21 protein-coding genes are annotated in these 24410 nt (G+C 68.4%); 10 read left to right on the top strand and 11 right to left on the bottom strand.

What is annotated here, in order from left to right; all coding sequences use genetic code 11:
* Positions 1 to 109 precede the first annotated feature (109 nt).
* The 6 genes from OHA18_RS40760 (at position 110) to OHA18_RS40735 (ending at position 5990) form a co-directional block, all read left to right on the top strand.
* Positions 110 to 1720, top strand: a complete 1611-nt coding sequence (locus OHA18_RS40760; RefSeq protein ID WP_329000759.1) for an ABC transporter substrate-binding protein — start codon at positions 110 to 112, stop codon at positions 1718 to 1720.
* Positions 1717 to 2721, top strand: coding sequence for an ABC transporter permease (locus OHA18_RS40755; RefSeq protein WP_329000758.1), 1005 nt, complete (start codon positions 1717 to 1719; stop codon positions 2719 to 2721). The genes OHA18_RS40760 and OHA18_RS40755 overlap by 4 nt, the downstream gene beginning before the upstream one ends.
* Complete coding sequence (locus tag OHA18_RS40750; RefSeq protein WP_329000757.1) at positions 2721 to 3635, top strand: ABC transporter permease; 915 nt, start codon at positions 2721 to 2723, stop codon at positions 3633 to 3635. Before OHA18_RS40755 ends, OHA18_RS40750 begins: the two co-directional genes overlap by 1 nt.
* Positions 3632 to 4624, top strand: a complete 993-nt coding sequence (locus OHA18_RS40745; RefSeq protein WP_329000756.1) for an ABC transporter ATP-binding protein — start codon at positions 3632 to 3634, stop codon at positions 4622 to 4624. Before OHA18_RS40750 ends, OHA18_RS40745 begins: the two co-directional genes overlap by 4 nt.
* Positions 4608 to 5570, top strand: a complete 963-nt coding sequence (locus OHA18_RS40740; RefSeq protein ID WP_329000755.1) for an ABC transporter ATP-binding protein — start codon at positions 4608 to 4610, stop codon at positions 5568 to 5570. Before OHA18_RS40745 ends, OHA18_RS40740 begins: the two co-directional genes overlap by 17 nt.
* A gap of 207 nt (positions 5571 to 5777) precedes the next feature.
* Positions 5778 to 5990, top strand: a complete 213-nt coding sequence (locus OHA18_RS40735; protein WP_329000754.1) for a PASTA domain-containing protein — start codon at positions 5778 to 5780, stop codon at positions 5988 to 5990.
* 6 nt (positions 5991 to 5996) lie between these two features.
* Here the strand turns inward: OHA18_RS40735 and OHA18_RS40730 are convergent, their stop codons facing one another.
* Positions 5997 to 6641: an HAD family hydrolase gene (locus OHA18_RS40730; RefSeq protein ID WP_329000753.1), complete on the bottom strand. Its 645-nt coding sequence runs from the start codon at positions 6639 to 6641 to the stop codon at positions 5997 to 5999.
* 43 nt (positions 6642 to 6684) lie between these two features.
* On the opposite strand from OHA18_RS40730, the gene OHA18_RS40725 reads away from it, so the two are divergent.
* Genes OHA18_RS40725 through OHA18_RS40715 form a run of 3 tightly spaced genes read left to right on the top strand, consistent with a single transcriptional unit; the run spans position 6685 to position 9410 of the window.
* Positions 6685 to 7338: a class I SAM-dependent methyltransferase gene (locus tag OHA18_RS40725; RefSeq protein WP_329000752.1), complete on the top strand. Its 654-nt coding sequence runs from the start codon at positions 6685 to 6687 to the stop codon at positions 7336 to 7338.
* Positions 7335 to 8357, top strand: coding sequence for a DUF4037 domain-containing protein (locus OHA18_RS40720; RefSeq protein ID WP_329000751.1), 1023 nt, complete (start codon positions 7335 to 7337; stop codon positions 8355 to 8357). The genes OHA18_RS40725 and OHA18_RS40720 overlap by 4 nt, the downstream gene beginning before the upstream one ends.
* Before the next feature lie 3 nt (positions 8358 to 8360).
* Entirely contained in the window at positions 8361 to 9410 is a 1050-nt protein-coding gene (locus OHA18_RS40715; RefSeq protein ID WP_329000750.1) for an enolase C-terminal domain-like protein, read from the top strand.
* Here the strand turns inward: OHA18_RS40715 and OHA18_RS40710 are convergent.
* Genes OHA18_RS40710 through OHA18_RS40690 form a run of 5 tightly spaced genes read right to left on the bottom strand, consistent with a single transcriptional unit; the run spans position 9407 to position 14948 of the window.
* Positions 9407 to 11269 carry a Na+/H+ antiporter NhaA gene (locus tag OHA18_RS40710; protein ID WP_329000749.1) on the bottom strand — a complete coding sequence of 621 codons (1863 nt, stop codon included), beginning with the start codon at positions 11267 to 11269 and terminating at the stop codon, positions 9407 to 9409. The two genes, OHA18_RS40715 and OHA18_RS40710, sit on opposite strands and share 4 nt — an antisense overlap.
* The gene (locus OHA18_RS40705; protein WP_329000748.1) at positions 11266 to 11685 is read right to left on the bottom strand and encodes a VOC family protein; all 420 of its coding nucleotides are present in this window, start codon (positions 11683 to 11685) and stop codon (positions 11266 to 11268) included. Before OHA18_RS40705 ends, OHA18_RS40710 begins: the two co-directional genes overlap by 4 nt.
* The gene (locus tag OHA18_RS40700) at positions 11685 to 13382 is read right to left on the bottom strand and encodes an MOSC and FAD-binding oxidoreductase domain-containing protein (protein ID WP_329000747.1); all 1698 of its coding nucleotides are present in this window, start codon (positions 13380 to 13382) and stop codon (positions 11685 to 11687) included. The genes OHA18_RS40705 and OHA18_RS40700 overlap by 1 nt, the downstream gene beginning before the upstream one ends.
* Positions 13379 to 14224 carry a DUF427 domain-containing protein gene (locus OHA18_RS40695; protein WP_329000746.1) on the bottom strand — a complete coding sequence of 282 codons (846 nt, stop codon included), beginning with the start codon at positions 14222 to 14224 and terminating at the stop codon, positions 13379 to 13381. Before OHA18_RS40695 ends, OHA18_RS40700 begins: the two co-directional genes overlap by 4 nt.
* Positions 14225 to 14237: 13 nt before the next feature.
* A complete protein-coding gene (locus OHA18_RS40690) occupies positions 14238 to 14948 on the bottom strand; it encodes an SDR family oxidoreductase (RefSeq protein ID WP_329000745.1) in 711 nt (236 codons plus the stop codon).
* A 73-nt stretch (positions 14949 to 15021) separates the two neighbouring features.
* On the opposite strand from OHA18_RS40690, the gene OHA18_RS40685 reads away from it, so the two are divergent.
* Entirely contained in the window at positions 15022 to 17724 is a 2703-nt protein-coding gene (locus tag OHA18_RS40685) for an ATP-binding protein (RefSeq protein WP_329000744.1), read from the top strand.
* Here OHA18_RS40685 and OHA18_RS40680 read toward each other — a convergent pair.
* The 5 genes from OHA18_RS40680 to OHA18_RS40660 are packed head-to-tail and all read right to left on the bottom strand — an operon-like array spanning position 17708 to position 24410.
* Positions 17708 to 19207, bottom strand: coding sequence for a sulfatase family protein (locus tag OHA18_RS40680; protein ID WP_329000743.1), 1500 nt, complete (start codon positions 19205 to 19207; stop codon positions 17708 to 17710). The genes OHA18_RS40685 and OHA18_RS40680 overlap by 17 nt on opposite strands.
* Complete coding sequence (locus OHA18_RS40675; protein ID WP_329000742.1) at positions 19207 to 20958, bottom strand: sulfatase; 1752 nt, start codon at positions 20956 to 20958, stop codon at positions 19207 to 19209. The genes OHA18_RS40680 and OHA18_RS40675 overlap by 1 nt, the downstream gene beginning before the upstream one ends.
* Positions 20955 to 21785 carry an ATP-binding cassette domain-containing protein gene (locus OHA18_RS40670; RefSeq protein WP_329000741.1) on the bottom strand — a complete coding sequence of 277 codons (831 nt, stop codon included), beginning with the start codon at positions 21783 to 21785 and terminating at the stop codon, positions 20955 to 20957. Before OHA18_RS40670 ends, OHA18_RS40675 begins: the two co-directional genes overlap by 4 nt.
* Positions 21778 to 23472 (bottom strand): dipeptide/oligopeptide/nickel ABC transporter permease/ATP-binding protein, encoded by a 1695-nt coding sequence (locus OHA18_RS40665; protein ID WP_329000740.1) that lies wholly within the window; start codon positions 23470 to 23472, stop codon positions 21778 to 21780. The genes OHA18_RS40670 and OHA18_RS40665 overlap by 8 nt, the downstream gene beginning before the upstream one ends.
* Positions 23469 to 24410, bottom strand: coding sequence for an ABC transporter permease (locus OHA18_RS40660; protein WP_329000739.1), 942 nt, complete (start codon positions 24408 to 24410; stop codon positions 23469 to 23471). Before OHA18_RS40660 ends, OHA18_RS40665 begins: the two co-directional genes overlap by 4 nt.

The raw sequence follows: 24410 nt of genomic DNA, 5'->3' as shown, positions 1-24410 counted from the left end.
ATTGTAACCACTTGGACGGCTTTCCACTGCAAACCGTTGACTCTTGCTGCAAACGTTGGCAGTCTCGTCTCACCCCGGCCGGTCCGGCCGCGGATCGAAGGGAGATCCCGTGCGCTCGAGGATGAAACTGACAGCGGTAGTGGCCGGTCTGGCCGTGCTGTCCGGGCTGACGGCCTGTTCGAGCGGTGGTGCGGCCGGCGCCGCCGGGAGTACGCCGCCGTTGACCGTGGCGGCGTACTCGCAGCCGACCCTGCAGCCGAATTTCAACCCGTTCTCGGTGAATGCGCTGCGCGGCACCATCGGGCTGATCTACGAGCAGCTGTTCGACTTCAACACCGCGCACCAGAACGAGTTCATGCCGAGCCTGGTCACGAAGTACACCTGGGCGGCCGGTGGGAAGGCGATCGACCTCGCCCTGGACAACCGGGCGAAGTGGTCCGACGGCAGCGCGCTGACCGCGGACGACGTGATCTTCACCTTCGGCTACCTGAAGCAGCATCAGTTGCAGGCGTTACCGGTCGATCAGGTAACCAAGACTGCGGACGGCGTCCACCTGACCTTCACCAAACCGGCGTACGCCGCGATCCAGGACCTGGGCCGGACGGTGATCGTGCCGAAGAAGATCTGGGCGACCAAGGATCCCGACACCGACACCAACCTGAAGCCGATGGGCAGCGGCCCGTACTCGCTCGGGCAGGTGACCGGGCAGCAGGCGACGTTCACGGCGCGCTCCGACTACTGGAAGCAGAAGGTGCCGGTACCGCAGATCACCTACGTGACCACCAGCAGCACCAACCTGCTCACCCAGCAGCTGGTCCGGCACGAGATCGACCTGGCGTACGCCGGGATCCCGGACGTGAAGAACCAGTTCGTCCAGCGCGCTCCGGCCCAGAACCACCTGTGGCCGATCTACGCGAGCATGAAGCCGCTGATGCTGAACCTGAAGCGCAAGCCGTTCGACAACGTGCACGTCCGCAAGGGCCTGGCGCTGGCCATCGACCGGCAGGCGGTCACCGACGCGTACAACCCGGGCGTCTACGCGCCGGTGGGACCGACCGGGCTGTACCAGGGGACCTGGGCGTCCTGGATCGCACCCACCGACCGCGACCCGGTGAAGCCGGACAAGGCGGCCGCGCTGGCCGAGTTCGCCCAGGCCGGGTACAAGCAACAGGGCGGCAAGCTGATAGGTGCCGACGGCAAGCAGTTGAAGCTGCGGATCCTCACCGTCAGCGCGTTCGCCGACGGGATGGCGTACTCGCAGGAGCTGGCCGGGCAGCTCGCCGCGCTGGGCATCGACGCCGCGGTGAACGGCGTACCGTCGGCGGCGTACACCGGTGACGAGGACAAGCGCGACTTCGACGCGATCTACGGCGACGCGTTCACCTTCGGCACCAACCCGTACACGTTCTACAGCAAGATGCTCTCGGCGAAGTCGAAGACCAACGTCGTGGGCTGGGACGACCCGGCCACCGAGTCCGCGCTGGGCGCCCTCGCGCAGGCCGCGCCCGATGCGCAACCGGCGGCGGCCAAGCCGTTGCAGCAGATCATGCTGAACCAGCTCCCGGTGATCCCGGTCGCGGTGAAAGGTACGCCGTACATGTACAACACCGAGCACTGGACCGGCTGGCCGAGTGCCGAGAATCCGTACACGACGCCGGATCCGGGTGCGATCAGCGGGGTGTACGCGGCCAAGCTGTTCCTGTCTCTCAAGCCGGCATGACGCGACTCCTGGGTACGCCGTTCGTCCAGCGGATCGGCTTCTACGTGCTGGCCGCGTGGTCCGCCGTCACGATCAACTTCGTGCTGCCACGGTTGATGCCGGGCGATCCGGCGTCGGCGATCCTGTTCAAGATGTCCGAGCTCGGCCCGGTCTCGGAGCAGCAGGAGGAGCTGGTGCACCGGCTGTTCGGCGGGGCCCGCGGTCAGTCCTGGTGGCACGAGTACGTCGGCTACCTGAACGGGATCGTCCACCTGGACTTCGGCCGGTCGATCTCGTTCTACCCGGCGACCGTCTCGGCGGTGGTGAAGTCGGGCTTCCTGTGGACGCTGCTGCTGGTCGGCAGCGCGACCGTGATCGCGTTCGTGCTCGGCACCGGCCTCGGGATCGTGGCCGGCTGGCGGCCGGGCCGGGCGCTGGACTCGGTCGGCAGCCTCACGTCGATCTTCCTGCACTCGCTGCCGTACTTCTGGGTGGCGCTGATCCTGGTCTACGTGTTCTCGTTCACGCTCGGCTGGTTCCCGCTGTCCGGCGGCGCCGACATCGGAGTCGTGCCGGGATTCACCCCGGACTTCCTGAACAGCGCGGTCCGGCACGCGATGTTGCCGGCCGCAACCATCGTGCTGACGTCGGTCAGCGGGTGGATGATCCACATGCGCAACATGATGGCCTCGGTGGTGAACGAGGACTACGTGCTGCTCGCGCAGGCGAAGGGCCTGCCCGGTCACCGGGTCGTGTTCTCGTACGCCGCGCGGAACGCGGTGCTGCCCAGTATCAGCGGGTTCGCGGTGTCGATCGGGATGGTCGTCGGCGGGTCGCTGCTGACCGAGATGGTGTTCAACTATCCCGGTCTCGGCAGCCTGCTGAACCAGGCGATCGTCAACGTCGACTACCCGCTGATGCAGGGACTGTTCCTGATCATCTCGCTGACCGTGCTGGCGGCGAACTTCGTGGTCGACTCGCTGTACGTGCTGATCGACCCGCGCACAAGGGAGGCCGCGTGATGCGACGACTGGTGGCCGGGGGCGACCGGAAGGTGATTCTCGGGCTGACGATCCTGGCGGCGATGCTGCTGATCGCACTGGTCGGACCAGTGGTTGTCAGCTCGCTGCTCGGCCAATCACCGACCAAGCTGCACGCGGGTCCGGCGCTGGCCGGGCCGTCCGGTGATCATTGGCTGGGTACGACGTCGTCCGGTGTCGACGTCTTCGCGCAGTTCATCACCGGGACCCGGGTCTCGGTGTTCGTCGGTCTTGTCGGCGGGACGATCTCGACGTTCCTCGCCGTACTGTTCGGGCTGGTCAGCGGCTATCACACTGGTCGGACCGGTGCCGCGCTGACCGGGTTCGTCAACATCTTCCTGGTCATCCCAGGACTGCCGCTGCTGCTCCTGATCGCCAGCTACACCCGGGGCCGGGGCGGCTGGGCGGCCGTGGCGCTGATCATCGGTCTGACCAGTTGGGCGGGTGGTGCGCGCGTCAAGCGGGCGCAGACACTCTCGCTGCGCAATCGCGACTTCGTTGCCGCGGCGCGGTACAGCGGGGACAAGCAGTCCCGGGTGCTGTTCATGGAGGTCGTTCCGCACCTCGCACCGGTGATCGCTTCGACGTTCCTGTTCGCGGTCGTCGGATCGATCGCCGCCGAGGCCGGCCTGGACTTCATCGGCGCCGGCAACACGAACACCGTCAGCTGGGGCACGATGCTCTACTGGGCGCAGTCGCAGGGCGCGTTGCAGAGCGGTGCGTGGTGGTGGTTCCTGCCGCCGGGACTCGGCATCGCCCTGGTCGGTACGGCGGCCGGACTGGTGAACTTCGGGATCGACGAGTTGTCCGATCCACGTCGTCGTACCCTCCGGACCGGCTCGCAGTCGAAGCGGTCGAAGCGGCGGAAGGTTCGCCGTACGGAGGTGGCGGCATGACGTTGCTCGAGGTGCGCGACCTGGTGGTCGAGTACGGCACCGATCCCGCGGTACGGGCGGTCGACAGGGTGTCGTTCGACGTCGGGCGCGGAGAGATCTTCGGCGTGCTCGGAGAGAGCGGCAGCGGGAAGACGACGCTGATGACGGCGATCACCCGGCTGCAACGCCCGCCGGCCCGGATCGCCGGTGGCACGGTGACCTACCGGCCGGCGGACGGTACGCCGGTGGAGCTGGTCGGCTGTACTCCCAAGCAGTTGCGCGAGCTGCGCTGGGAACGGATGGCCGTGGTGTTCCAGAGCGCGATGAGCTCGCTGAATCCGGTGATGCGGGTCGGCACCCAGTTCGCCGACGCGATCCGGGCCCATCGGTCGATGAAGCGGTCCGAGGCGTGGGACCGGGCCTCGGAGCTGCTGGAGCTCGTCGGCATCCCGCGCGACCGGGTCCGCAGTTACCCACACGAGCTGTCCGGCGGGATGCGGCAGCGCGCCGCGATCGCCTTGTCGCTCGCCTGCGAACCGGATCTCGTCGTGATGGACGAGCCCACCACCGCGGTCGACGTGGTGATGCAGCGCCAGATCCTCGACAACCTGAAGGAACTGCAGGCCACCTTCGGCTTCTCGGTCCTGTTCGTCACGCACGACCTGTCCCTGCTCGTCGAGCTGGCCGACCGGATCATGGTCATGTACGCCGGCCGCGCCGTGGAGATCGCATCCGCCGGCGACATCTACCGCGACCCGCAACACCCGTACACACAGGGATTGCGGGACTCGTTCCCCTCGCTGCACGGGCCGCGGCGTGAGCTCCGCGGGATCGGTGGCGCGCCGCCGGACCTCAGGCGGCTGCCGGCTGGATGCGCCTTCGAACCCAGGTGTCCGCAACGCGTCGACGACTGCCGGGAGACGCTGCCGGCGCTGATCGAACGCGACCGTACCCAGGCAGCCTGTCTGCTGCTCGACCGGCAGGAGGTCCGACATGCTGGAAGCCGTTGACATCACGAAGCGGATGCCCCTGCACGGTCGTCGCCGTGGGCAATGGTTCACCGCTGTCGACTCGGCGTCGCTCGAGCTGGAGGCCGGCAAGGTACTGGCGTTGGTCGGCGAGAGCGGTTCGGGCAAGAGCACCCTGGCCCGGATCCTCACGCTCGGGGACGAGCCGTCCTCCGGCACCATTCGCCTCGCCGGCAAGGAAGTCAGTCTGCGGCGCCGCGCCGACCGGCAGGCACACTTCGGTCAGGTCCAGCTGATCATGCAGGACCCGTTCGCCTCGCTGAACCAGCTGCACCGGGTGCGCTACATCCTCAGCCGCCCGCTGCGGAACTTCGGCGCGGGCGGCGACCTGACCAAGCGGATCATCGACCTGCTCGAGCGCGTGAACCTGACGCCGGGGGAGCAGTACATCGACAAGTACCCGCACGAGTTGTCCGGTGGCCAGCGGCAACGAGTCGCGATCGCCCGCGCGCTGGCCGCGGACCCCGTCGTGCTGATCGGCGACGAGCCGGTGTCGATGCTGGACGTGTCGATCCGGCTCGACGTACTGCGGCTGTTCGCGGACCTGTGCGCCGGGGACGGGCTGGCGATGCTGTACATCACCCACGACATCGCGAGCGCGCGGTACTTCGCCGACGAGATCAACGTGATCTACGCGGCCCGGATGGTCGAGGGCGGACCGGCCGAGGAGGTGACCCAGCGGCCGCGACACCCGTACACGCAGCTGCTCCTGGAGTCGTCGCCGGACCCGGACCGCGTCGGCGAGCGCAGTACCCTGCCCATCGTCGACGCGTCGAACGAGCCCGTCGACCGGGAGCAGGAGCTGGCCGGATGCCCGTTCGCGGCCCGGTGCCCGCACGCGATGCCGGTGTGCACGGAGCAGCCGCCGCCGACGACCACCTTCGCCAACGGCCATTGGTCGCGTTGCTGGCTCCACACGGACAGTTAGGTCCACCGGCGGATTGGGTATTGGCAAGACGTGGCTCGGGGATGGTTCGTAGTTGCTCTCGGCTCGCTGTGCTTGCTGACGGCGTGCGGAGGCGCAGGCACGGCCGGAGCCCAGCCCACGACCACCGTGACAGTCACACAGACCGTGACCGCGCCGCCAAGCAGCGCCCCGCCCTCGACCGCGCCCCCGTCCGTGCAATCCGGTGTCGTGCCGAACGTGGTCGGGCTGAACCATCAGCTGGCTCAGGACACCATGCAGGCGGCCGGCTTCTACTACCTGACCGAAGCGGACGCCACCGGCCAGGGCCGGCTCCTGATCAACGACCGCAACTGGGTGGTCGTCTCACAACAACCGGCCGGCGGAACCCACGCACCCGCCGACACCAAAATCATTCTCCGCTCGAAGAAGGTCGGCGAATAAGCTCGTTCAGCGGACCAGGCGGAGTGCCTCGGCGATCGAGGCGGTGACCGGGGCGCCGGTGGCTTCCAGGGACTCGCGTGTCATGGCTCCGGTCGACACGAGGATGCACTGGGTTCCGGCTGCTCGGGCTGCGTCGCCGTCGTCGACGACATCGCCGATGAGTACGACGTTCGCCGGGTCGAGCTGCTGTGCTTCGAGGTGGCGGATGAGGCTGTCGGCCTTCGACCCACCGCCGACCTCACCGGGCAGGCCGTCGACGCGGGTGAAGTACGACGTCAGGCCGTACTGCTCGATCGTCGGAGTCAGCCGCGCGTGGAACCACATCGACAGCAACGACTGGGTCCGTCCGCTGCCGGTCCACTCCCGGAGTACGTCGAGGGTGCCGGCTGCGAGCTCGCAGGTGTGCAGGAGCGCGTCGTACCGCTCGTGGTAGAGCTTGTCGACCCGCGCCCACTCCTCCTCGTCGAGCGCGCGCTGCAGGATCTGCTCGTACGAGAGCCGCATCGGCCGGGCGTACGCCGCCTGCCACTCACCCCAACTGAGCTCCGGCCGACCGAACCCGGTACAAACCTCGTTGACCGCAGCTAGTACGGCGTGATTGTCATTGAGTAGCGTCCCGTTCCAGTCCCACACCACATGCGAAGCCTTCACCGGGTAACTGTAAACGGGCCCCTCGGAGCGGAAAGGTGACGTAGTGGGTCAGATCACGGAGCTGACGCGGGTCGTACCGGCAGACCCCGGCAAGCCGGTTCGTCCGGAGGCAGCGGCCAGCCAGCAGGCCTCGCGCGAGCTCGCCGAGCACCCCACGACGTGGTCTCACGAGCAGGCCGAGCAGGTCGTACGCCGGTACACCGAGCTGGCTCCGGACTGGGACGGTGACCGCGGTGGCTACCGCTCCGTCCCGCTGGCCGACGCACTGCAGCGAGGTGGTCCATGGCCTACGGGTGTGTGCTTGGAGGTCGGCTGCGGGACCGGACTGCTCTCCGCACTCATCCAGGACGTCTGGCCGAACGTGGTTAGTCTCGACCTCACCTGGGCGATGCTGAGCCGCTCACCTGCGCCGTGGCGCGTTCTGGGTGACGCGTCGCAGCTGCCCGCCGGTGACGCGTCGGCGCAGGCAGTTGTGCTGGCCGACGTACCTCTCTTCGCTGACGAGGTTGTGCGCACGCTGACGCCGGACGGCGTGGTCGTGTGGTCCAACGCGCTCGGTGAGGACGCACCGCACCACGTGCCGATCGACACCGTGCTGGCCGCACTGGAGAAGGCGTCCGGCTCGGCCTGGTCTGCCGTCCTGTCCCATGCCGGCTGGGGTTTGTGGGCCGTGCTCCGTCGAGGGGAGGCGGCATGACCGAGTTCCGGAGTGCAGCTGACCTCGGAGTCGGGTTCCACGCTGAGGTGATCGCACCTCTGGTGGGGGACATCGGGTATGCGGCCGGCTTACTGGGGTGGGGATCGGACGTACTCGGGTACGACACCGCCCGCTCGACGGACCACGGCTGGGGTCCGCGGGTTGTGGTTCTGGTCGATGCCGACGAGGTCGAGCGGGTTCGGAAGGCCGTCGAGGACGGTCTGCCGGAGGAGTACGACGGGTACGCGGTGCGCTTTGGATGGGACTCCCAGGAGGCGGTGGACCATGTCACGATCGCGACCCTGGGGGACTGGCTGCAGGGCCACCTCGGGTTCGACGCGTCGCACGGCATCGGGCTCGCCGACTGGCTGGTCACGCCGCAGCAGCAACTCCTCGGAGTGGTGGCCGGCCAGGTGTACGCCGACGACGGGCGGCTGGCCGCAGTACGCGACGCTCTCGCCTGGTACCCGGACCAGGTGTGGCGGTGGATGCTCGGCTGCCAGTGGTCGCGGATCGCGCAGGAGGAGGCGTTCGTCCAGCGCACGTACGAGGTGGGTGACGAGCTCGGCTCGCGGGTGGTCACCGCTCGCCTGGTGCGTGACGTGATGCGCTTGGCGCTGCTGCAGTCGCGGACCTATGCGCCGTACACCAAATGGCTGGGTACGGCGTTCGCGCGGCTGGGGCATGCTGACGGCCTGGACCGGGCGCTCGCCGACGCGACAGCAGCCGTCCGCTTCGAGGACCGCGAGCAGGCCCTCGTCACGGCGTACGAGCTGATCGCACGCCGCCACAACGCGCTCGGGATCACCGCGGCGATCGACCCGGCGCCGCGGCCGTACTTCACCCGGCCCGCTCAGGTCATCGACGCCGGGCGCTTCGTGCAGGCGTGCCTGGCGACCGTCACCGACGAGGCGGTGGCGCGCTGCGGGCTGATCGGGTCGATCGACCAGTTCGCCGACAACACCGACGTACTCAGCAATCCGGCGGCGTACCGGAAGTTCCTCGATGTCTATCGTTGAACAATGACTCCCGCCAGCCAGATCGCCCGCCACGTCATCCGCTCCGTCACGACTGCCGAGCACCATTTCGACTACCTCCGCACGATCGGCCGCAACTCGTTCCTCGGCAGCCACGGGAGCGGCGGGAAGCAAACGGTGTACGTCGTGGAGACCGACCGCGGCGCGACCGGATGGGGCCTGCCGCTGTACGACGCTCCGGACGACGCGCGCTCGCTGATCGGGAGGAACCTGGCCGAGCTGATCGATCCGGACCGTGGCGTGATCGACCCGGCGGCGGAGTTCCTGGACTACCCGCTGCACGACCTGGCGGCCCGGATCCTCGAGGTGCCGGTCTACGCGATGCTCGGCGGCCACGGGCCGACCCGGGTGCGGTGCTACAGCGGCGGGATCTACTTCGACGACCTCGATCACGGGCTGGACGGGATCCGGGCGAACCTCGCGCAGGACCACGCCTTCGGCTTCCGCGACTTCAAGCTGAAGATCGGCCGCGGCCACCGGTGGATGGATCCGTTGGCCGGCCTGGCGCGCGACATCGAGGTGACCCGGCTGGCGCGCGAGCTGTATCCGGACGCCGGGATCCTGGTGGACGGCAACGACGGCTTCACCCTGAACGGACTGCTCGAGTACCTCGACGGCGTCGCCGACTGCGACCTGTACTGGATCGAGGAACCGTTCCTGGAGCGACGGCCCGACCTGCAGGCGCTCCGCGAACACCTGCAGACCATGACGAACCGGCCGAAGATCGCGGACGGCGAGTACGAGCCGAACGTCGACCACGTTCTCCGCCTGGCCCGCGAAGGTCTCGTCGACGTGGCCCTGATGGACGTCATCGGCCACGGCCTCACCGCCTGGCGGCAGACGATGCCGCAACTCGCCGCCGAGGCCTCACCGCATGCCTGGGGAGTGCCCCTCAAGACCTTGTACGCCGCCCACCTCGCCGCCGGCCTCGGCAACGTCCCGATCGTCGAAGGCGTCCCGGGCCCCGGCCCCTACATCGTCGAGGACGGGTACGTCGTCCTGTCCGACCAGCCCGGCTTCGGCCTGGAGCTCTAGGCAACCGCCGTCACGAGCGCCAGCCGGATCGCGGCGGTCAACGTCGGCAGATCTTGCGGGCCGTCGTGGCGGCGGCTGTTGATGAAGAACGTCGGCGTCCCGGCGACGCCGCTGCGGTCGGCGGAGTCGATGTCGTGGGCGATCCGGCCGGCGAACTCGTGGGTCGTGAGGTCCGCCCGGAAGCGATCCAGGTCGAGGTCGAGCGACGCGGCGTACGACAGGATCGCGTCGAGCTCGAGGTTGTCCTGGTTGAGCAGGAGCAGGTCGTGCAGCTGCCAGAACTTCCCCTGCCGGCCGGCCGCCTCGGCGGCTTCGGAGGCAAGCCGGGCGTGCGGATGGACGTCGTCCAGCGGTAGGTGCCGCCAGACGTAACGGATATCGGAGTTCGACGCGATCAGCTCGCGAGCTGTCGGCGCCGCCATCTGCGTCCACGGGCACTCGAAGTCGCCGTACTCGACGACCGTGACGGCCGCGTCCGCCGGACCACGAATATGGTCGCGCTCCGGATCGACCGGAGCGGCGAGGTCGCTCAGCTGATGACCGGCTCCGAGCAGTGCCCGTGTCCGGGCGCGGATCGGCATCAGCGCGATCACACGGTAGAAGACGAGCGTGATCGCGGCCGCGGCAACAGCGGCGGCGAGCACGCCGAGCTTCGCCTCGGCCAGCATGTTCCCGGTGAAGGCGAGGTTCGCGATCAGCAGCGAGACCGTGAACGGTACGCCGGCGATGGTCCCGCTGCCGACGACGCCCGCCCAGCCGACCGACGGCCGGACCGCGCCGTGGCTGGTCCGGGTGAGCAGCCACGACGTCGCACCAACCGCGACCGGCTTCCCGACCACGAACGCGACGAAGATCCCGGCCATCACCGGTGTCACCTTGAAGAGCGCCGGGTCCAGAGCGATCCCGGCGTTCGCCAACGCGAACAGCGGGACGATCACATAGCTGGTCACGCGGTGGTACGTGTGCTGCAGCCGCGCATTCGCCGACAGCGTCCCGGTCAGACCACGTGTCGCGGCCCGCGCCAGCTCCGGTGTGGGTTGCTCCCGGAACAGCCGGACCAGCGTGGTCGCCTCCTCCAGCTCGTCCCGTCGCGGCACGTACGCCGAGGTCGCCAGCCCGACCGCGAGCCCCGCGACGACCGGATCGATACCGCTGGCCAGCAACGCGCACCAGAGGATCACCGCGAGCGCGATGAACACCGGCTTGCGACGGTTGTACCGCAACCGTGTGCTGGCCAGCAGCCCGGCGTACGACGTGACGGCGACCAGCAGCCCGGTCACATGCACCTGACTCGTGTAAGCGACTGCGATGACCACCAGCGCGACCACATCGTCGACCACGAACACCGTGAGCAGGAAGGTCCGGACCCGATCCGGTACGAGCTTGCCGGCGACCGCCAGCGCACCCAGGGCCAGAGCGGTGTCGGTCGACATCGCAGCGCCCCAGCCGTGCAGGCCCGCGCCGGAGTGGTTGAACGCCAGGTAGATCAGCACCGGCACGACCATGCCGGCCAGTCCGGCCGCGACCGGGAGGATCAGCCGCCGTCGTTCGCGGAGCTCACCCAGGTCGAACTCCCGGCGTGCCTCCAGTCCGACGACCAGGAAGAACAACGTCATCAGGCCGCTGTTCACCCAGGTGCGCAGATCCAGGTTCGCCGACAGTGGGCCGATCCGGACCGGCAGTTCCCTGGTCCAGAAGTCGTCGTACCCGGTGCTCGTGAGGTTCGCCCAGATCAGTGCCAGGGCGATCGCGGCGACGAGGACGGCGGCGCTGGCTGCCTCGGTGCGCAGGAACGCGCGGAGCGGGCTGGTCGCGGGGCCGGTCATCGACATCCCGCTCGGGTCCAGCTGGTTCGTCAATGGCGGATCTCCTGCAGTGTCCATGTGTTTCCGTCCGGGTCGGCCAGGTCGGCCATGGTGGCGTAGGGGCGGTGGTCCGGGTCGGGCCCGGGGGCGAAGTCGCCGGCCCAGGTGTCGATCGGCGTCTTGTGCCGGATGTCGCCAACCTTGATGCCTCGGGCAACCAACTCCTCGTGCGCGGCCTCGAGGTCCGCCACGACGAGGTAGTTGGCGCGGGCGGATCCGGGCGCCGCGTCGGTCAGCCCCTCGCCGAACTGGATCGAGCAGGCCGACCCGGGCGGTGTCAGCTGTACGACGCGGAAATCCTCGCGCGGGTGGTAGTCGACGTCGAGCGTGAAGCCCAGCGACGTGTAGAAGGCCAGGGCCGCGTCGACATCGCGGACGGCCAGAGTGACGACTTCGAGCTTGAGTTCCATCACATGTCCAGGGCTAGGTCGGTGGTCGGGCGGGCGCAGCAGATCAGCACCTGCCCGTCAGGGGGCGGTTCGAGCGGCGTGGGGGAGTACGTGACCTCGCCGGACAGCAGCGGCGTCAGGCAGGTATGGCAGACGCCGCTGCGACAGCTCCAGCGGGTCGGAACGTCGCACGCGTCGGCCAGGTCGAGCAGGCTGTCGTCACCACTCGGCGTCGAGATGCCGCTCCGGGCGAACGTCACCAGCGGCCCGTTGCCGAGCACGGCAGGTTGGTGTGGCGGACGAACGGTCTGGTCGGTGATACCCGGGTTGATCGACGACAGCGCACCGAACAGCTCCGTGTGGATCTTGGTCACGCCGACGGCGGCGAGTGCTTCCCTCATGTCCGCCATGAAGGACTCCGGTCCACAGATGTATGCCGAGGCGTCGGACGGGAGGGCCAGATCGGCCAGCTTGTCCTTGGTCAGGCGGCCGTCACGGGAGCTGTAGAAGATGCGCTCTCTGGTGTGGGGCAGCTTGCTCAGCAGCTCATCCGCTTCGGCGGCTAGGGGATGCTCTTCTGGAGCACGAGCGCTGTGGATCCACCAGATCTCACGCTGGCTGCCGGCAGCACTGAGTGCATGCAGCATCGCCAGAACCGGGGTCACGCCGATGCCGGCCGACAGCAGCACCACAGGGGTGTCTGCGTCGTCGAGCACGAACTCGCCGCGTGGCGCCGCTACGTCCAGCACGTCTCCGGGGTGCAGCATGGTGGTCATGTAGCCGCTCCCGACGCCGTGCGGCTCGTGCTTGACGCTCACGCGGTAACCGGGCGAGGTGGACAGCGAGTAGCTGCGCAGGGGGATCGGCTGACCGGCGTCCGGCAGCCGGAACGTGAGGTACTGCCCTGGACGCGCAGGCGGCAGCGCGCCGCCGTCCGCTGCCTCCAAGCTGATCGACGAGACGCTCGGAGTCTCAGCGACCACGCTGCTGACCCGGAGTGCCCGGAAGCCGTCCCAAGCCGGCGGAGTCGCCACGGACGCCCCCGCCGCCGAGAAGGTGCCCGGACGGTCCTCGGCATCGAGGAGTTCACGGAACGACCCCTGCCACCCGGGGCTCAGGGCGGGGATCTGCAGCGCACGGCGTACTGCGTCGAGGTCACGGTCCGGCAGGTAGAGCAATGCGTCGATGTCGGCAACGGTCAACGCGCCCGGGCCTGTCGACGTCTTTACGATCGGGTCGCCTGCCGTGATCTCGCCTTCGGTGATCACGCGGCAGTAGAAGCCCGGCCGGTGGTGGCTGACGAGCAAAGCGGGTAGCTCCGGCTCGCCCATCCGCAGGCCGACCCGGTAGCAGGTGACCCGCGGCTGCGTGACCTCTAGTACGGCGCCGCCGATCCGGTACCGGTCCCCGACGCAGACCTCGTCGTCGGGCAGCCCGTCGATCGTCAGGTTCTCGCCGAACTGCCCGTAGACGAAGTCGTCTCGCCCGAAGTGCTGCTCCCAGTGGCGGTAGGAGTCGATCTGGTACACCATCACCGCGCGTTGCTCGCCGCCGTGCCCGCCCAGGTCGCCCTGTCCGTCACCGTCGAGGTTCAGCCGCCGTACCATCACCGGTCCGTCGACCGACTCCTTCCAGACGCCGGTGTGGACGGTCTTCCCGTTCCACTCGACGTCCTTCGGCAGACCGACGTTGACCGACAACACACTGGCTGGGCTCATCCGGACAGCTCCTCCACAGTCAGATCACGGTCGACGCCGTGCGACACGACACTCTGACCAGGCTCCAGCCGAAGCCGCTTCCCGTCCAGCTCCACCTCGAGCTTGTCCGGCTCGAACGACACCATCCCGGAGATCCGGCGTACCTCGGTCCACGCGTCCTCGTACGACCACGCGGCGCGGTCCGCGTAGTAGCTGCACAGGCCCTTGTACGGACAGAACGTCTGGCCTTCGACGGGTGTCAGCGCAGTCTCGTCGACGTCCTCCCGCGGCACGTACCAGCGCGGCGCGAAGCCCGACTCGTACAGCACCAGGGGACGCGACGAGTCCGCCACGATCCGGTAGCCGTCCCGGACGATCAGGTGGCGGCTGGTCTGCCGGATGTCGATCCGGTGGTACGCGTCCGCCGCGTGACCGACGATCCGCTCGTCCTCTTCGTAGAACGCGTCCATGGCCCGCCACGCGAACGCGACCCGTCCTTTCAGGTCACTCGCGTAGTCCGGCAGGCCGGTGTGCTGCCACGCTGCCCGCGCCTTCTGCGACTTGCCGGCCGTCACGGTGTACCAGGACGTCTCGCCCAGGTCCTTGTGCCGCGTCGTACGGTCCTCTGCCTGCAGTACGTCGGCCACGACGTCCGCCAGCGGGAAGTACGCCACCGGGTACCGGCCCGGCTCATGCAGCAGTACGACGTCCTCACTGTCCGCGATCCAGTTGTCGCCGAATCGCACTCGCATCCGCCGGCGCAACGGCTCCGCGAACAGCAGCCGCTCCGGCAGTTCGACCGGTACCAGGAACCGCCCGATCGCCCCTACCCCTAAAGGACCTTGTTGCCATGCCAGACCCATCGCCCTGCTCCTTTCAGATCAGCGGTTCGCCGCCGTCGACCCGCAGCGTCGTACCGGTCACGAAGGAATTGGTCAGCGCGAACAGGACGGTCTGCGCGACGTCGTCCGCAGTACCGATCCGCCGGGCCGGGTTGCGCTCGCTGATGTCCCGGAAGTAGTCGTCCCGGCCGGCACCGAGCCCGTCCCAGGCGCCGGTGTCGATGACACCCGGGGAGACCGCGTTCACCCGGATCGGCGCCAGCTCCAGCGCCAGCGACCGGGCCAGTACGTCGGCCGCGCCGTTCGTGATCGCCACGGCGAGGGTGCCGACGGCGATCTTCGCGGCCGCGACACCGGAGAAGAGCGTCAGCGAGCCGCCCGCGTTGATCCGGGGCGCGAGGTGCTTGGCCAGCATCAGCGGGCCGATCACCTTGGTGTCGAACGACGCCCGGACGGCGTCCCGGTCGAGGTCCGCGATCTTCCCGCGGGCCCGGGCCGACGCGGTCGAGACGATGTGGTCGATGGTCCCGAGCCGCTCGCCGAGCGCCGCGATCGAGGCCTCGTCGGTCAGGTCGACGTACTCGGTGCTGATCCCGGGCTCCCCGTCGTACGCCGCCTTCAGCTTGTCCTGGCTGCGGCCGGCGGCGACCACCTGCGCGCCCGCATCCCGGACGGCCAGGGTCACCGCCTGGGCGATGCCGCCACCGCGTCCGATCACCAGGACTGTCTTGCCGTCGAGTGTCATGACGCTTACGGAACACGAACGGCGTACGTATTCGCATCCGCCACTGGCTGGCCTACAGGGATAGCTTGTGGCTGTGGAACTGACCGGTCGACTTGCGGAGTGCGGTGCGCTCGGACAGCTGGTCACGGCCGTGCGGACCGGAGAGAGCCGCGCCCTGGTGCTGTCGGGAGAGGCAGGGGTCGGCAAGACCGCGCTGCTCGACTACCTGGCCGGTCATGCTGACGGGTGCCGGGTGATGCGGACCTCCGGGGTGCAGTCCGAGATGGAGCTGGCGTTCGCCGGTCTGCACCAGTTGTGTGCGCCCGTGCTGGACCTGCTCGCTAGCCTGCCCGCGCCGCAGTGCGAGGCATTACAGACTGTGTTCGGCATCAGCGCTGGGCCGCCGCCTGACATGTTCCTGATCGGACTGGGCGTGCTGAGCCTGCTGGCCGAGGCCGCGGAGCAGCAGCCGCTGATCTGTCTGGTCGACGACCAGCAGTGGCTGGACCGCTGCTCCGCACAGATCCTGTCCTTCGTGGCTCGTCGGCTCGATGCAGAGTCGGTCGGTCTGGTCTTTGCGACTCGTCAGGTCAGCCAGGTGCTGTCCGGACTGCCGGAGTACTCGATCGGTGGACTCCGCGACGCTGACGCCCACTCGCTACTGGACGCCGTACTCACGTCGCCGATCGACGCGCAGGTGCGCGACCAATTGGTGGCGGAGGCACACGGCAACCCGCTGGCGTTGCTGGAGCTGCCGCGCGGTCTGCAGTCGGCCGGAGGCTTCGGAGTCCCCGGTGCAGTGGGCATCGAGGAGAGCTTTGTCCGACGGGTGAACGCCATGCCCGACGAGACCCGCCGACTCCTCGTCCTCGCGGCAGCAGAGCCCTCCGGCAACGACGCTCTGGTACGCCGCGCTGCCGGACTACTCGATCTGCACCTCCAGGCCGCAGTACCGGCGAGCGATGCGGGACTCGCGGAGTTCGCGACCCGCATCCGCTTCCGGCACCCATTGGTGCGGTCGGCGGCGTACTGCTCGGCGTCACCGGCCGAACGGCGTGAGGTGCATCAGGCACTGGCCGCGGTGACGGACGCCGAAGCCGACCCGGACCGCCGGGCGTGGCACCGGGCTCAGGGAGCGGCTGGCCCGGACGAGGAGATCGCGGACGAGCTGGAGCGATCAGCTGGACGAGCGCAGGCACGGAGTGGGTTCGCCGCGACGGCTGCCTTCTTGCTCCGGTCGGCTGCCCTCACGATCGACCCGGTGAAGCGAGCAGGGCGGGCGCTGGCCGCTGCACAGGCCGAGCTGCAGACCGGTGCGTTCGATTCGGCGGCCGACTTGCTGACGATGGCCGAGGCGGAGCAGCTCAGCGAGCTGCAACGCGCTCGGGCCGACCTGGTGCATGCACAGCTCGCCTTCCTGACCAATCGGGGCAACGATGCGCCGCAGCTGATGCTGAAGGCGGCGAAGCGGCTCGAGACAGTCGATGTCTCCCTCGCGCGAGCGACGTACCTTGATGCGTTGTCAGCGGCGATCTTCGCGGGACGACTGGCCAAGCCTGGCGGCGACGTGCGTGAGGTGGCGCGAGCGGCGGCCGCGGCACCACGGCCGGCAGTGGTCGGGCCGGCGGATCTCCTGCTGGACGGCAACGCATCGCATTACCGGGACGGTTACGCCGCGGGCGCGGAGACGCTGCACAAGGCACTGGCCGGAGTCGGCGACGGGACGACCGTCGAGGAAGAGCTGCAGTTGTTGTGGATGGCAACGACTTCCGCACTGAGGCTCTGGGACGCCGATCGTTGGGAGCAGCTGTCCCGCCGGCACCTGCAGCTCGTGCGCGAGACCGGCGTACTCAGCAACGTCGCGCTGGCGCTGACTTCGCTGGCTTATGTGAGTGTGTTCGCTGGTGACCTGTCGGCGGCCGCGACGCTCACCGACGAGGCTCGGGCGGCGAACGAGGTGACCGGCGGCAACCTGGCGCCGTACGGCCTCCTGGCGCTGGCCGCGTTCCGTGGTGATCGGGACGAGACACTCGCGCTGGTCGCGGCGACCGAGCAGGACGGGACCCGGCGGGGCGAGGGGATCGGGCTGGCCTTCGCGGACTGGGCGGCCGCTGTCCTGGCCAACGGACTCGGCCGCTACCAGGACGCGGCCGACGCGGCGGAGCGGGCGTTCCGGGATCCCATCGACCGGTTGTCGATGATGCTGGTGCCGAGTGAGCTGGTCGAAGCCGCAGTACGGATCGGGGCGATCGACACCGCGCACCGCGCCTGCCAGGTCCTCGGCGACATGGCGAACGCGACCGGCACCGACTGGGCGCTCGGCGTGTACGCACGGTCCCGGGCGATGATCAGTGCGGGCGACACGGCCGAACGCCTGTACAAGGAGGCGATCGGGCACCTGGAGAAGACCAGGCTGAAGGTTGAGCTCGCCCGGGCCGAGCTGGTGTACGGCGAGTGGCTGCGGCGCGAGCGACGCCGTACGGATGCACGTGAGCACCTCCGTACGGCGCACGCCGGCTTCGAAGCGATGGGCCTGACCGGGTTCGCGGAGCGCGCGCGACGAGAACTGCAGGCGGCCGGTGGCACCGCCCGCAAGCGCGTGGTACCCACGCAGAGCGAGCTGACCGCCCAGGAGGCACAGATCGCCCGCATGGCTCGCGACGGTCTCTCCAACCCGGAGATCGCGACCCGCCTGTTCATCAGCGCCCGCACCGTTCAGTACCACCTCCGCAAGGTCTTCTCGAAGCTGAACATCACGTCGCGCAGCCAGCTCGCCCAGGTCATGCCTCCTGGTTGAGACGCTTCGTGTACTCCGCGACCTGGCGTAGCGACTTCTCGTCCGCCCACGACCACTCGGGTCGCCGTGTCTCCGGACCGCTGTACGGCGTGTCCGCGTAGTGGGCTTGCATCTCGGCCAGCTGTGCGGTCAGCGCTGCGCGAGTCTCGGCGTACGCCGGATCGTCGGCGACGTTGACCAGCTCCTCCGGGTCCTTGCGCAGGTCGTACAGCTCCCACTCCGACTCGAAGAGCCGCTCCGACGACCCCGGTACGCCGAGACCGGCGCCGTAGTAGTGGATCAGCTTGTACTCCTTCGTCCGCACGCCGTAGTGCGCCGGAGCGTGGTGGATCGGGTCATCGTGCTCCCAGTACCGGTAGTAGATCGCGTCCGGCCAATCCGGGACCTCCTCACCACGTAGTACCGGCAGGAAGCTCCGGCCCTGTGAGGTGGGCATGTCGTCCAGCCCGGCCATGTCGAGGAACGTGGCCGCGAAGTCCACGTTGGTGACCATCGCGTCGCACGTGCCACCGGCCGGGATCACCGCCGGCCACCGGATCATCATCGGCATCTGCAGCGACTCGTCGAACATCAGCCGCTTGTCGAACCACCCGTGATCCCCGAGGAAGAACCCCTGGTCGGAGGTGTAGACGACAACCGTGTTCTCCCCGAGCCCTTCGTCGTCCAGTACGTCGAGGAGTCGCCCGACGTTGTCGTCGATCGACTGCACGCACTGCAGGTAGTCACGCAGATAGCGCTGGTACTTCCACCGCATCCGCGCCTCCCGGTTCTCTGGACCGCGTAGCTCGTCCGGCAGGTCCTCACCGAGCTCGTCCGCGCCAAGGTCGTCCGCAACGGACATGCGGACGCCGCGGACCGCCTGGCTGCGCGTGCTGTGGTCGTCGAACAGAGTGCTCGGCTCCGGGATCGATCCGACTGGATAGAGGTCCTTGTGCTTCTCGTCCGGCACCCACGGCCGGTGCGGTGCCTTGTGGTGCACCAGCAGCAGGAACGGCCGCTCCGGGTCCCGCTGGCGGATCCAGTCGATGCTCTGGTCGGTGACGATGTCGGTGGCGTACCCGGGCACGGTCTCGGCTCCGTCCAGCCCGAGCATCAGCGGGTCGACGTACTCGCCCTGACCGGGGAAGACCCGCCACGCGTCGAAGTGCCGCGGCGCCGACTCGGGCCGCTCACCGAGATGCCACTTGCCGAACAGAGCCGTCTGGTAGCCGGCGTCCTTCAGCACCTCGGCGAACGTCGGGACGCGGTAGTCGATCTCGGTGAAGATCGACGCGACCCCGTTCACGTGGCTGTAGGTACCGGTCAGGATCGACGCCCGCGACGGCGAGCAGATCGAGTTCGTGCAGTACGTCGCATCCATCCGCACCCCGTCCTGGGCCAGCCGGTCCAGCTGCGGCGTGCTGTTGACCTTGCTCCCGTACGCCGAGATCGCGTGCGCGGCGTGGTCGTCGGACATGACGAAGACAATGTTCGGGCGTGGCATCAACTCACCTTTCGGGTGGCGAGGGCGGCGTCGAGCGCCAGCATCATTTCTGCGGTCACGCCCGGATGCGCGGCGAAGACCTCGAGCAGGGGAGCGGACGGGTTCAGCCGGCGCATCCCCTCGAGCCCGGCGAGGATGTGACCGGGCAGCAGGTCCGGGCAGCGATCCAGTACGTCGGTCAGGGTCAGCGTTCGCAGCGGAGAATCCTCTTCCAGATCGGTCTGGCGTACTGAGGGCTGGAGTGCTTGTTGCACCTGATCCCACTGGTGCCCGATCAGCAGATGCTCAGTCAGCACTTGCCCTTCGGCCGGGAGACCCAGGCGTTCGTACTGCTCGGCCGGTGCGTCGTTGTCGCGCATCAATTGGACCATCAGGTTGCACAGGCGCAGTTCGAGTTCGTCGTCGTGCAGAGGATTCTGCTGCTGCGGATCGGTCTGCAGATCGAACAGCAACGAGCCGTGCCACCAGGGATTCCCGACCGGTGGGCCTGGAACACGGAGGAGAGGTACACCCTTCGTGAATCCGAACCCGTCGACCAGAGTCGCCTGACGAAGGTCCGCGGTGCTGAAGCGGGCTCGCATGTGGGTCGGCATCAGCGTGTAGTTGTAGAGCGGCGCGTTCGACGGATCCGCGCAGGCCCGCATGTAGACGTAGCGGCCGTCCGTCACGTTGACATGGCCACCGTGGGCGCCGAAGAGCGCACCCGTACGCTCCCGGCCGCCGGACAGTGGCAAGCCGTGCAGGTCCGCCGGAGCGTCGACGGTGAAGTAGTCGAGAAGCGTCGGTGCGATGTCGATCGTCTGCACCAACGAGTCCCGCCGTACGCCGGCCGCCCGGTCGCGTGGATCCCAGACGAACAAGGGGGTGTGGATCGTCTCGTCGAACCACGGCTGCACGCTCTTGCCCCACCACCCCCGCTCACCGAGCAGGAATCCGTGGTCGGTACAGACGATCAGCATCGTGTCGTCCCACAACCCGTGCTGGTCGAACAGATCGAGCACCCGGCCCAGCGAACGGTCACACATCGCCAGCAACGACAGGTACTCACCGCGTGCCCGCTCCACCTCCTCCGGCGTCTCGATCACCCGCCGGTACGACGGCCAGTCGAACACCGGCTGCTCCGTGTCGACCCCGAGCAACCGCCGGTACTGCTCGTAGCTGAAGAACGGCTCGTGCGGGTCGAACGTCTCGATCTGCACGAACCACTGGTCCTCGGCGAGGTTCGTCTCGATGAACTCGATCCCGGCGTCGAACGTCAGCGTCTGACTGTGCTGTGACTCGTCCTGCAGGTGCTGCCGGTTCACCCAGTCCTGCCGGCTGAGGAACGTCGTACCGTTCAACGTCTCCGGCACGTCGGGCTCACCGACCTGTCCCTTCCACCGATCGCCCTCCTGACCGCGGAAGAACTCGTACGTCGAGTACCTGTTGTGGTACGTCGCACCGCCGTCCTCCCAGTAGTGCTGGTGATCGGTCGCCAGATGCGTGTGTACGCCGTGCTGCCGCAACAGCTCCGGCATCGAGTCGTCGAACGGCTCCAGCGGCCCCCACGACCGGTGCAGGAAGTTGTACCGCCCGGTGTGCAGCTCACGCCGTGCCGGCATGCAGGGCATGCTCCCGGCGTAGCAGTTCTCGAACAGCACGGTGTGGCCGGCCAGCCGGCTGAAGTTCGGTGCGTGGACGTTCTCCGCGCCGTACGGCGGCAGCATCCGCCGGTTGAGCGAGTCGTACATGACCATGACTGCGCGCTTCATCCGGCCGCCTCACTGGCCAGCAGCTCACGCCGTTCCTCCCGGCGTACCGCCTGCCGGTCCGGGTCCGGGATGGGTGCGGCCATCAGGAGGCGTTGCGTGTAAGGGTGTTCGGGCCGCTCGGTCACGTCGCCCGCGTCGCCGGACTCGACGATGTCGCCGCGGTACAGGACCGCGACCCGGTGGCTGATGTGCCGGACGACCGCGAGGTCGTGCGAGATGAACAGGTAGGCCACGCCGGTCTCCTCCTGGATCGAGATGAACAGGTCGAGTACCCGCGCCTGCGTGGACAGGTCCAGCGCGGACACGGGTTCGTCGCAGACTATGAGTTTGGGCCGCAGCGCCAGCGCCCGGGCGATCGCGATGCGCTGCCGCTGACCGCCGGAGAACTCCCGTGGCAACCGGCCTACCGCGTCCTGTGGCAGAGCGACCTGGTCGAGCAAGGTGCGGACCCGCTCACTCGCCGTACTGCGACCGAGCGAACCACGGGCGACCAGCGGTTCGACCAGGATGTCCTCGACGGTCATCGACGGGTTCAGCGAGCTGTACGGATCCTGGAACACGACCTGGATGTCGTCACTCAGCCGCCGGCGCTCCCGGCGCGACATCCCGACCAGCTCCTGCCCGTCGAACCGGATCGAGCCGGAGCTGACCGGGACCAGGCCGAGGACGGCCCGCCCGATCGTGGTCTTGCCGGACCCGGACTCACCGACCAGTCCGAGCGTCTCGTGCGGCTTGATGTCGAACGACACTTCGTGCAAGGCCCGGAAGCCCTTCGTCCGCCGGCTGCGCCCGGCGTACTCGACGACAACGTTGCTGGCCTCAAGCATGATTCACCTCGAGTCGGGTGCGTGGTGCGCTGTCCTCGAGCGTCGAGCCGAGCAGCGTCTGCGTGTAGGGATGCTGGGGACTCACGAACAACGGCCGGACGTCGTTGACCTCGACGATCCGCCCGTCCTGCATCACGGCCACCCGGTCGCAGATGTCCGCGACCACGCCGAAGTTGTGCGTGACCAGCAGCATCGCCATCCCGAACTCGGTCTGCAGACCGCGCAGCAGGTCGAGTACGTCGGCCTGCACGGTCACGTCCAGCGCGGTCGTCGGCTCGTCCGCGATCAGCAGATCCGGCTTGCCCGACACCGCACCGGCGATCAGCACCCGTTGCGCCATACCTCCGGAGATCTCGTGCGGGTAGGCGGCGAACGTACGCCGGGGCTCGGGGATGCCGACTCGCTCCAGCAGGTGCAGCGCCTCCGCGACGGCCGCCCGCTTGGACAGACCGCTCACCGCGCGCAACGGCTCGACCAACTGTTCACCCACCCGGAAGCACGGGTCGAGGTTCGACATCGGCTCCTGCGGGATGTACCCGATCCGCTGGCCACGCAGGGCCCGGCGTTCGCTCTCGGGAAGGCCGGACAACTCGCGGCCGTCGAACCGGATACTGCTGTGACCCAGCAACGTGCCGCCCGGCGACAGCAGACCCAGGACCGAGAACGCAGTCTGGGTCTTGCCGGACCCGGATTCGCCGACCAGGCCCATCACCTCTCCGTGCCGGACGTCGAGGTCGATGCCGTGCACGACCTCGCGGTAGCCGTCACCGCTCGGGTACCCGACCGACAGATCCGTGATCCGCAGCAGCGGCAGCTCGTCGGTGTCCGGGGTCGCGGGAGCGAGCTTCGGCGCTTTCGGGGGCTTGCGCGGCCGGTCGGTGCGCTGGATGACGTCGCGAATCGCATTGCCCAGCAGGACGAGCGAGGCGACGGTCAGGGCGATCGTGATGCCGGGCCACCAGATCGCGACCGGCGACGTGTAGATGTTGGTGAACGCGTCCTGCAGCATGCCGCCCCAGGTCGGCGTTCCCGGATCGCCGAGGCCGAGGAACTCGAGACCGGACTGGACGACGATGGCGATCCCGGCTACGACCGAGGCCTGGATGACGATCGGCGCGCGCACGACCAGCAGGACGTGCCGGCCGATGATCCGCGGATCGCTCAATCCCGAGACCCGGGCCGCGTCGACGTACAGCTCGTGCTTGACCGCCATCACCTGGCTCCGCACCAGGCGGTGGAAGCCGGGGGAGAGCATCACGCCGAACGCCACCATCGCCAGGTAGATCGACGACCCGAGCGCCTGGAACAGCGCGAGCAGCACGATCATCGTCGGCAGCGCCATCAGCAGATTGGCGCCCCAACCCAGTACGCCGTCGAACAGCCCGCCGTAGTACCCGCTGAGCAGGCCCGAGATCACCCCGAGCACCAGAGCGACCACGAGTGCGATGACCGCGCCGGTCAGAGTGTTGCGACCGGCGTACAGCAGACGGCTGAAGATGTCCCGGCCGGCGCCGTCACCGCCCAGCAGGTAGCCACTGCCCGGACCGGCGTTGATCTTGTCGAGCCGGAGCGCGGTCGGGCTGTGCGGTGCGATCAATGGCGCGAAGATGCTCGCCAGCACGATGACCAGCAGGATCGCCAGCGCCGCGATCGCGAGTGGGTTGCGGAGGACCTTGCGAGCTGTCATTGGACACGCACCTTGGGATTGACCCAGCCGCTGATGACGTCGATGACCAGGTTGACGATGACGACCAGGACGACCAGCGTGACCACGACTCCCATCAGGACCGGTACGTCGCCCTGCAGCGCCGCGTTGATGGTCAGCGTGCCGAGACCCGGGATCGCGAACACCTTCTCGATCACCACGGCGCCTCCGAGCAGAGCGATGAACTGCAGGGACAGCACGGTGAGCGCTGGGCTTGCGGCGTTCCGCAGAGCGTGCCGGAACAGGACGGACCGCGGACTGATACCGCGTGCCCGTAGCGTGCGGACGAAGTCCTGACGCAGTACGTCGATCACCGCGCCACGGACCTGTTGGGCAGCTGACGCGGTGCTCCCGATCACCAGGGACGCCACCGGCAGTACGAGGGCCGCTGCCCAACTGCCGGGTGACTCCGAGAGCCGTACGTAGCCGGTCGCCGGTAGCACTCCGAGCGTGACCGAGAAGAACACCACCAGGACCAGCGCCACCCAGAAGTTCGGCAGGGCGAACCCGGCAACACTCAGCACCTGGATGACCCGGTCCAGCCAGCCGCCGCGCACAGCCGCGGCCACACCGAGCCCGACACTGATCAGAGCGGTCAGAGCGACAGCCAGGACGACCATCGACAGCGTCACTGGCAGCCGGTTGGCGATCGCCTGTGCCACCGGCTCGTTGGTGAACCAGGAGATACCCAGGTCGCCGTGGAGCGCGTGCTCGGCCCACGTCCCGAGCTGTGCAAGCAGGGGCTTGTCCAGTCCGAGCTCGGCGTTCTTGGCGGCGAGTTGGTCCGGTGTGGCGCTCTCGCCGAGCAGATTGCGGGCGACGTTGCCTGTGCCGGAGAAGGCGAGCAGGAAGGTGATGCCGGCAATCACCACGACCAGTACGACGCATGCGACCAGTCGGCGTCCGATGAACCGAAACAT

Origin of the sequence: Kribbella sp. NBC_00709 (genome assembly GCF_036226565.1) — a bacterium.
GTDB lineage: Bacteria > Actinomycetota > Actinomycetes > Propionibacteriales > Kribbellaceae > Kribbella.
This window is presented reverse-complemented; position numbering and strand designations above follow the sequence as displayed.

Coding starts and splice junctions, on each gene's coding strand:
- OHA18_RS40755 (WP_329000758.1), top strand. CDS start 1,717: ATGACGCGACTCCTGGGTACGCCGTTCGTCCAGCGGATCGGCTTCTAC.
- OHA18_RS40750 (WP_329000757.1), top strand. CDS start 2,721: ATGCGACGACTGGTGGCCGGGGGCGACCGGAAGGTGATTCTCGGGCTG.
- OHA18_RS40745 (WP_329000756.1), top strand. CDS start 3,632: ATGACGTTGCTCGAGGTGCGCGACCTGGTGGTCGAGTACGGCACCGAT.
- OHA18_RS40740 (WP_329000755.1), top strand. CDS start 4,608: ATGCTGGAAGCCGTTGACATCACGAAGCGGATGCCCCTGCACGGTCGT.
- OHA18_RS40720 (WP_329000751.1), top strand. CDS start 7,335: ATGACCGAGTTCCGGAGTGCAGCTGACCTCGGAGTCGGGTTCCACGCT.
- OHA18_RS40715 (WP_329000750.1), top strand. CDS start 8,361: ATGACTCCCGCCAGCCAGATCGCCCGCCACGTCATCCGCTCCGTCACG.
- OHA18_RS40705 (WP_329000748.1), bottom strand. CDS start 11,685: ATGGAACTCAAGCTCGAAGTCGTCACTCTGGCCGTCCGCGATGTCGAC.
- OHA18_RS40700 (WP_329000747.1), bottom strand. CDS start 13,382: ATGAGCCCAGCCAGTGTGTTGTCGGTCAACGTCGGTCTGCCGAAGGAC.
- OHA18_RS40695 (WP_329000746.1), bottom strand. CDS start 14,224: ATGGGTCTGGCATGGCAACAAGGTCCTTTAGGGGTAGGGGCGATCGGG.
- OHA18_RS40690 (WP_329000745.1), bottom strand. CDS start 14,948: ATGACACTCGACGGCAAGACAGTCCTGGTGATCGGACGCGGTGGCGGC.
- OHA18_RS40680 (WP_329000743.1), bottom strand. CDS start 19,207: ATGCCACGCCCGAACATTGTCTTCGTCATGTCCGACGACCACGCCGCG.
- OHA18_RS40675 (WP_329000742.1), bottom strand. CDS start 20,958: ATGAAGCGCGCAGTCATGGTCATGTACGACTCGCTCAACCGGCGGATG.
- OHA18_RS40670 (WP_329000741.1), bottom strand. CDS start 21,785: ATGCTTGAGGCCAGCAACGTTGTCGTCGAGTACGCCGGGCGCAGCCGG.
- OHA18_RS40665 (WP_329000740.1), bottom strand. CDS start 23,472: ATGACAGCTCGCAAGGTCCTCCGCAACCCACTCGCGATCGCGGCGCTG.
- OHA18_RS40660 (WP_329000739.1), bottom strand. CDS start 24,410: ATGTTTCGGTTCATCGGACGCCGACTGGTCGCATGCGTCGTACTGGTC.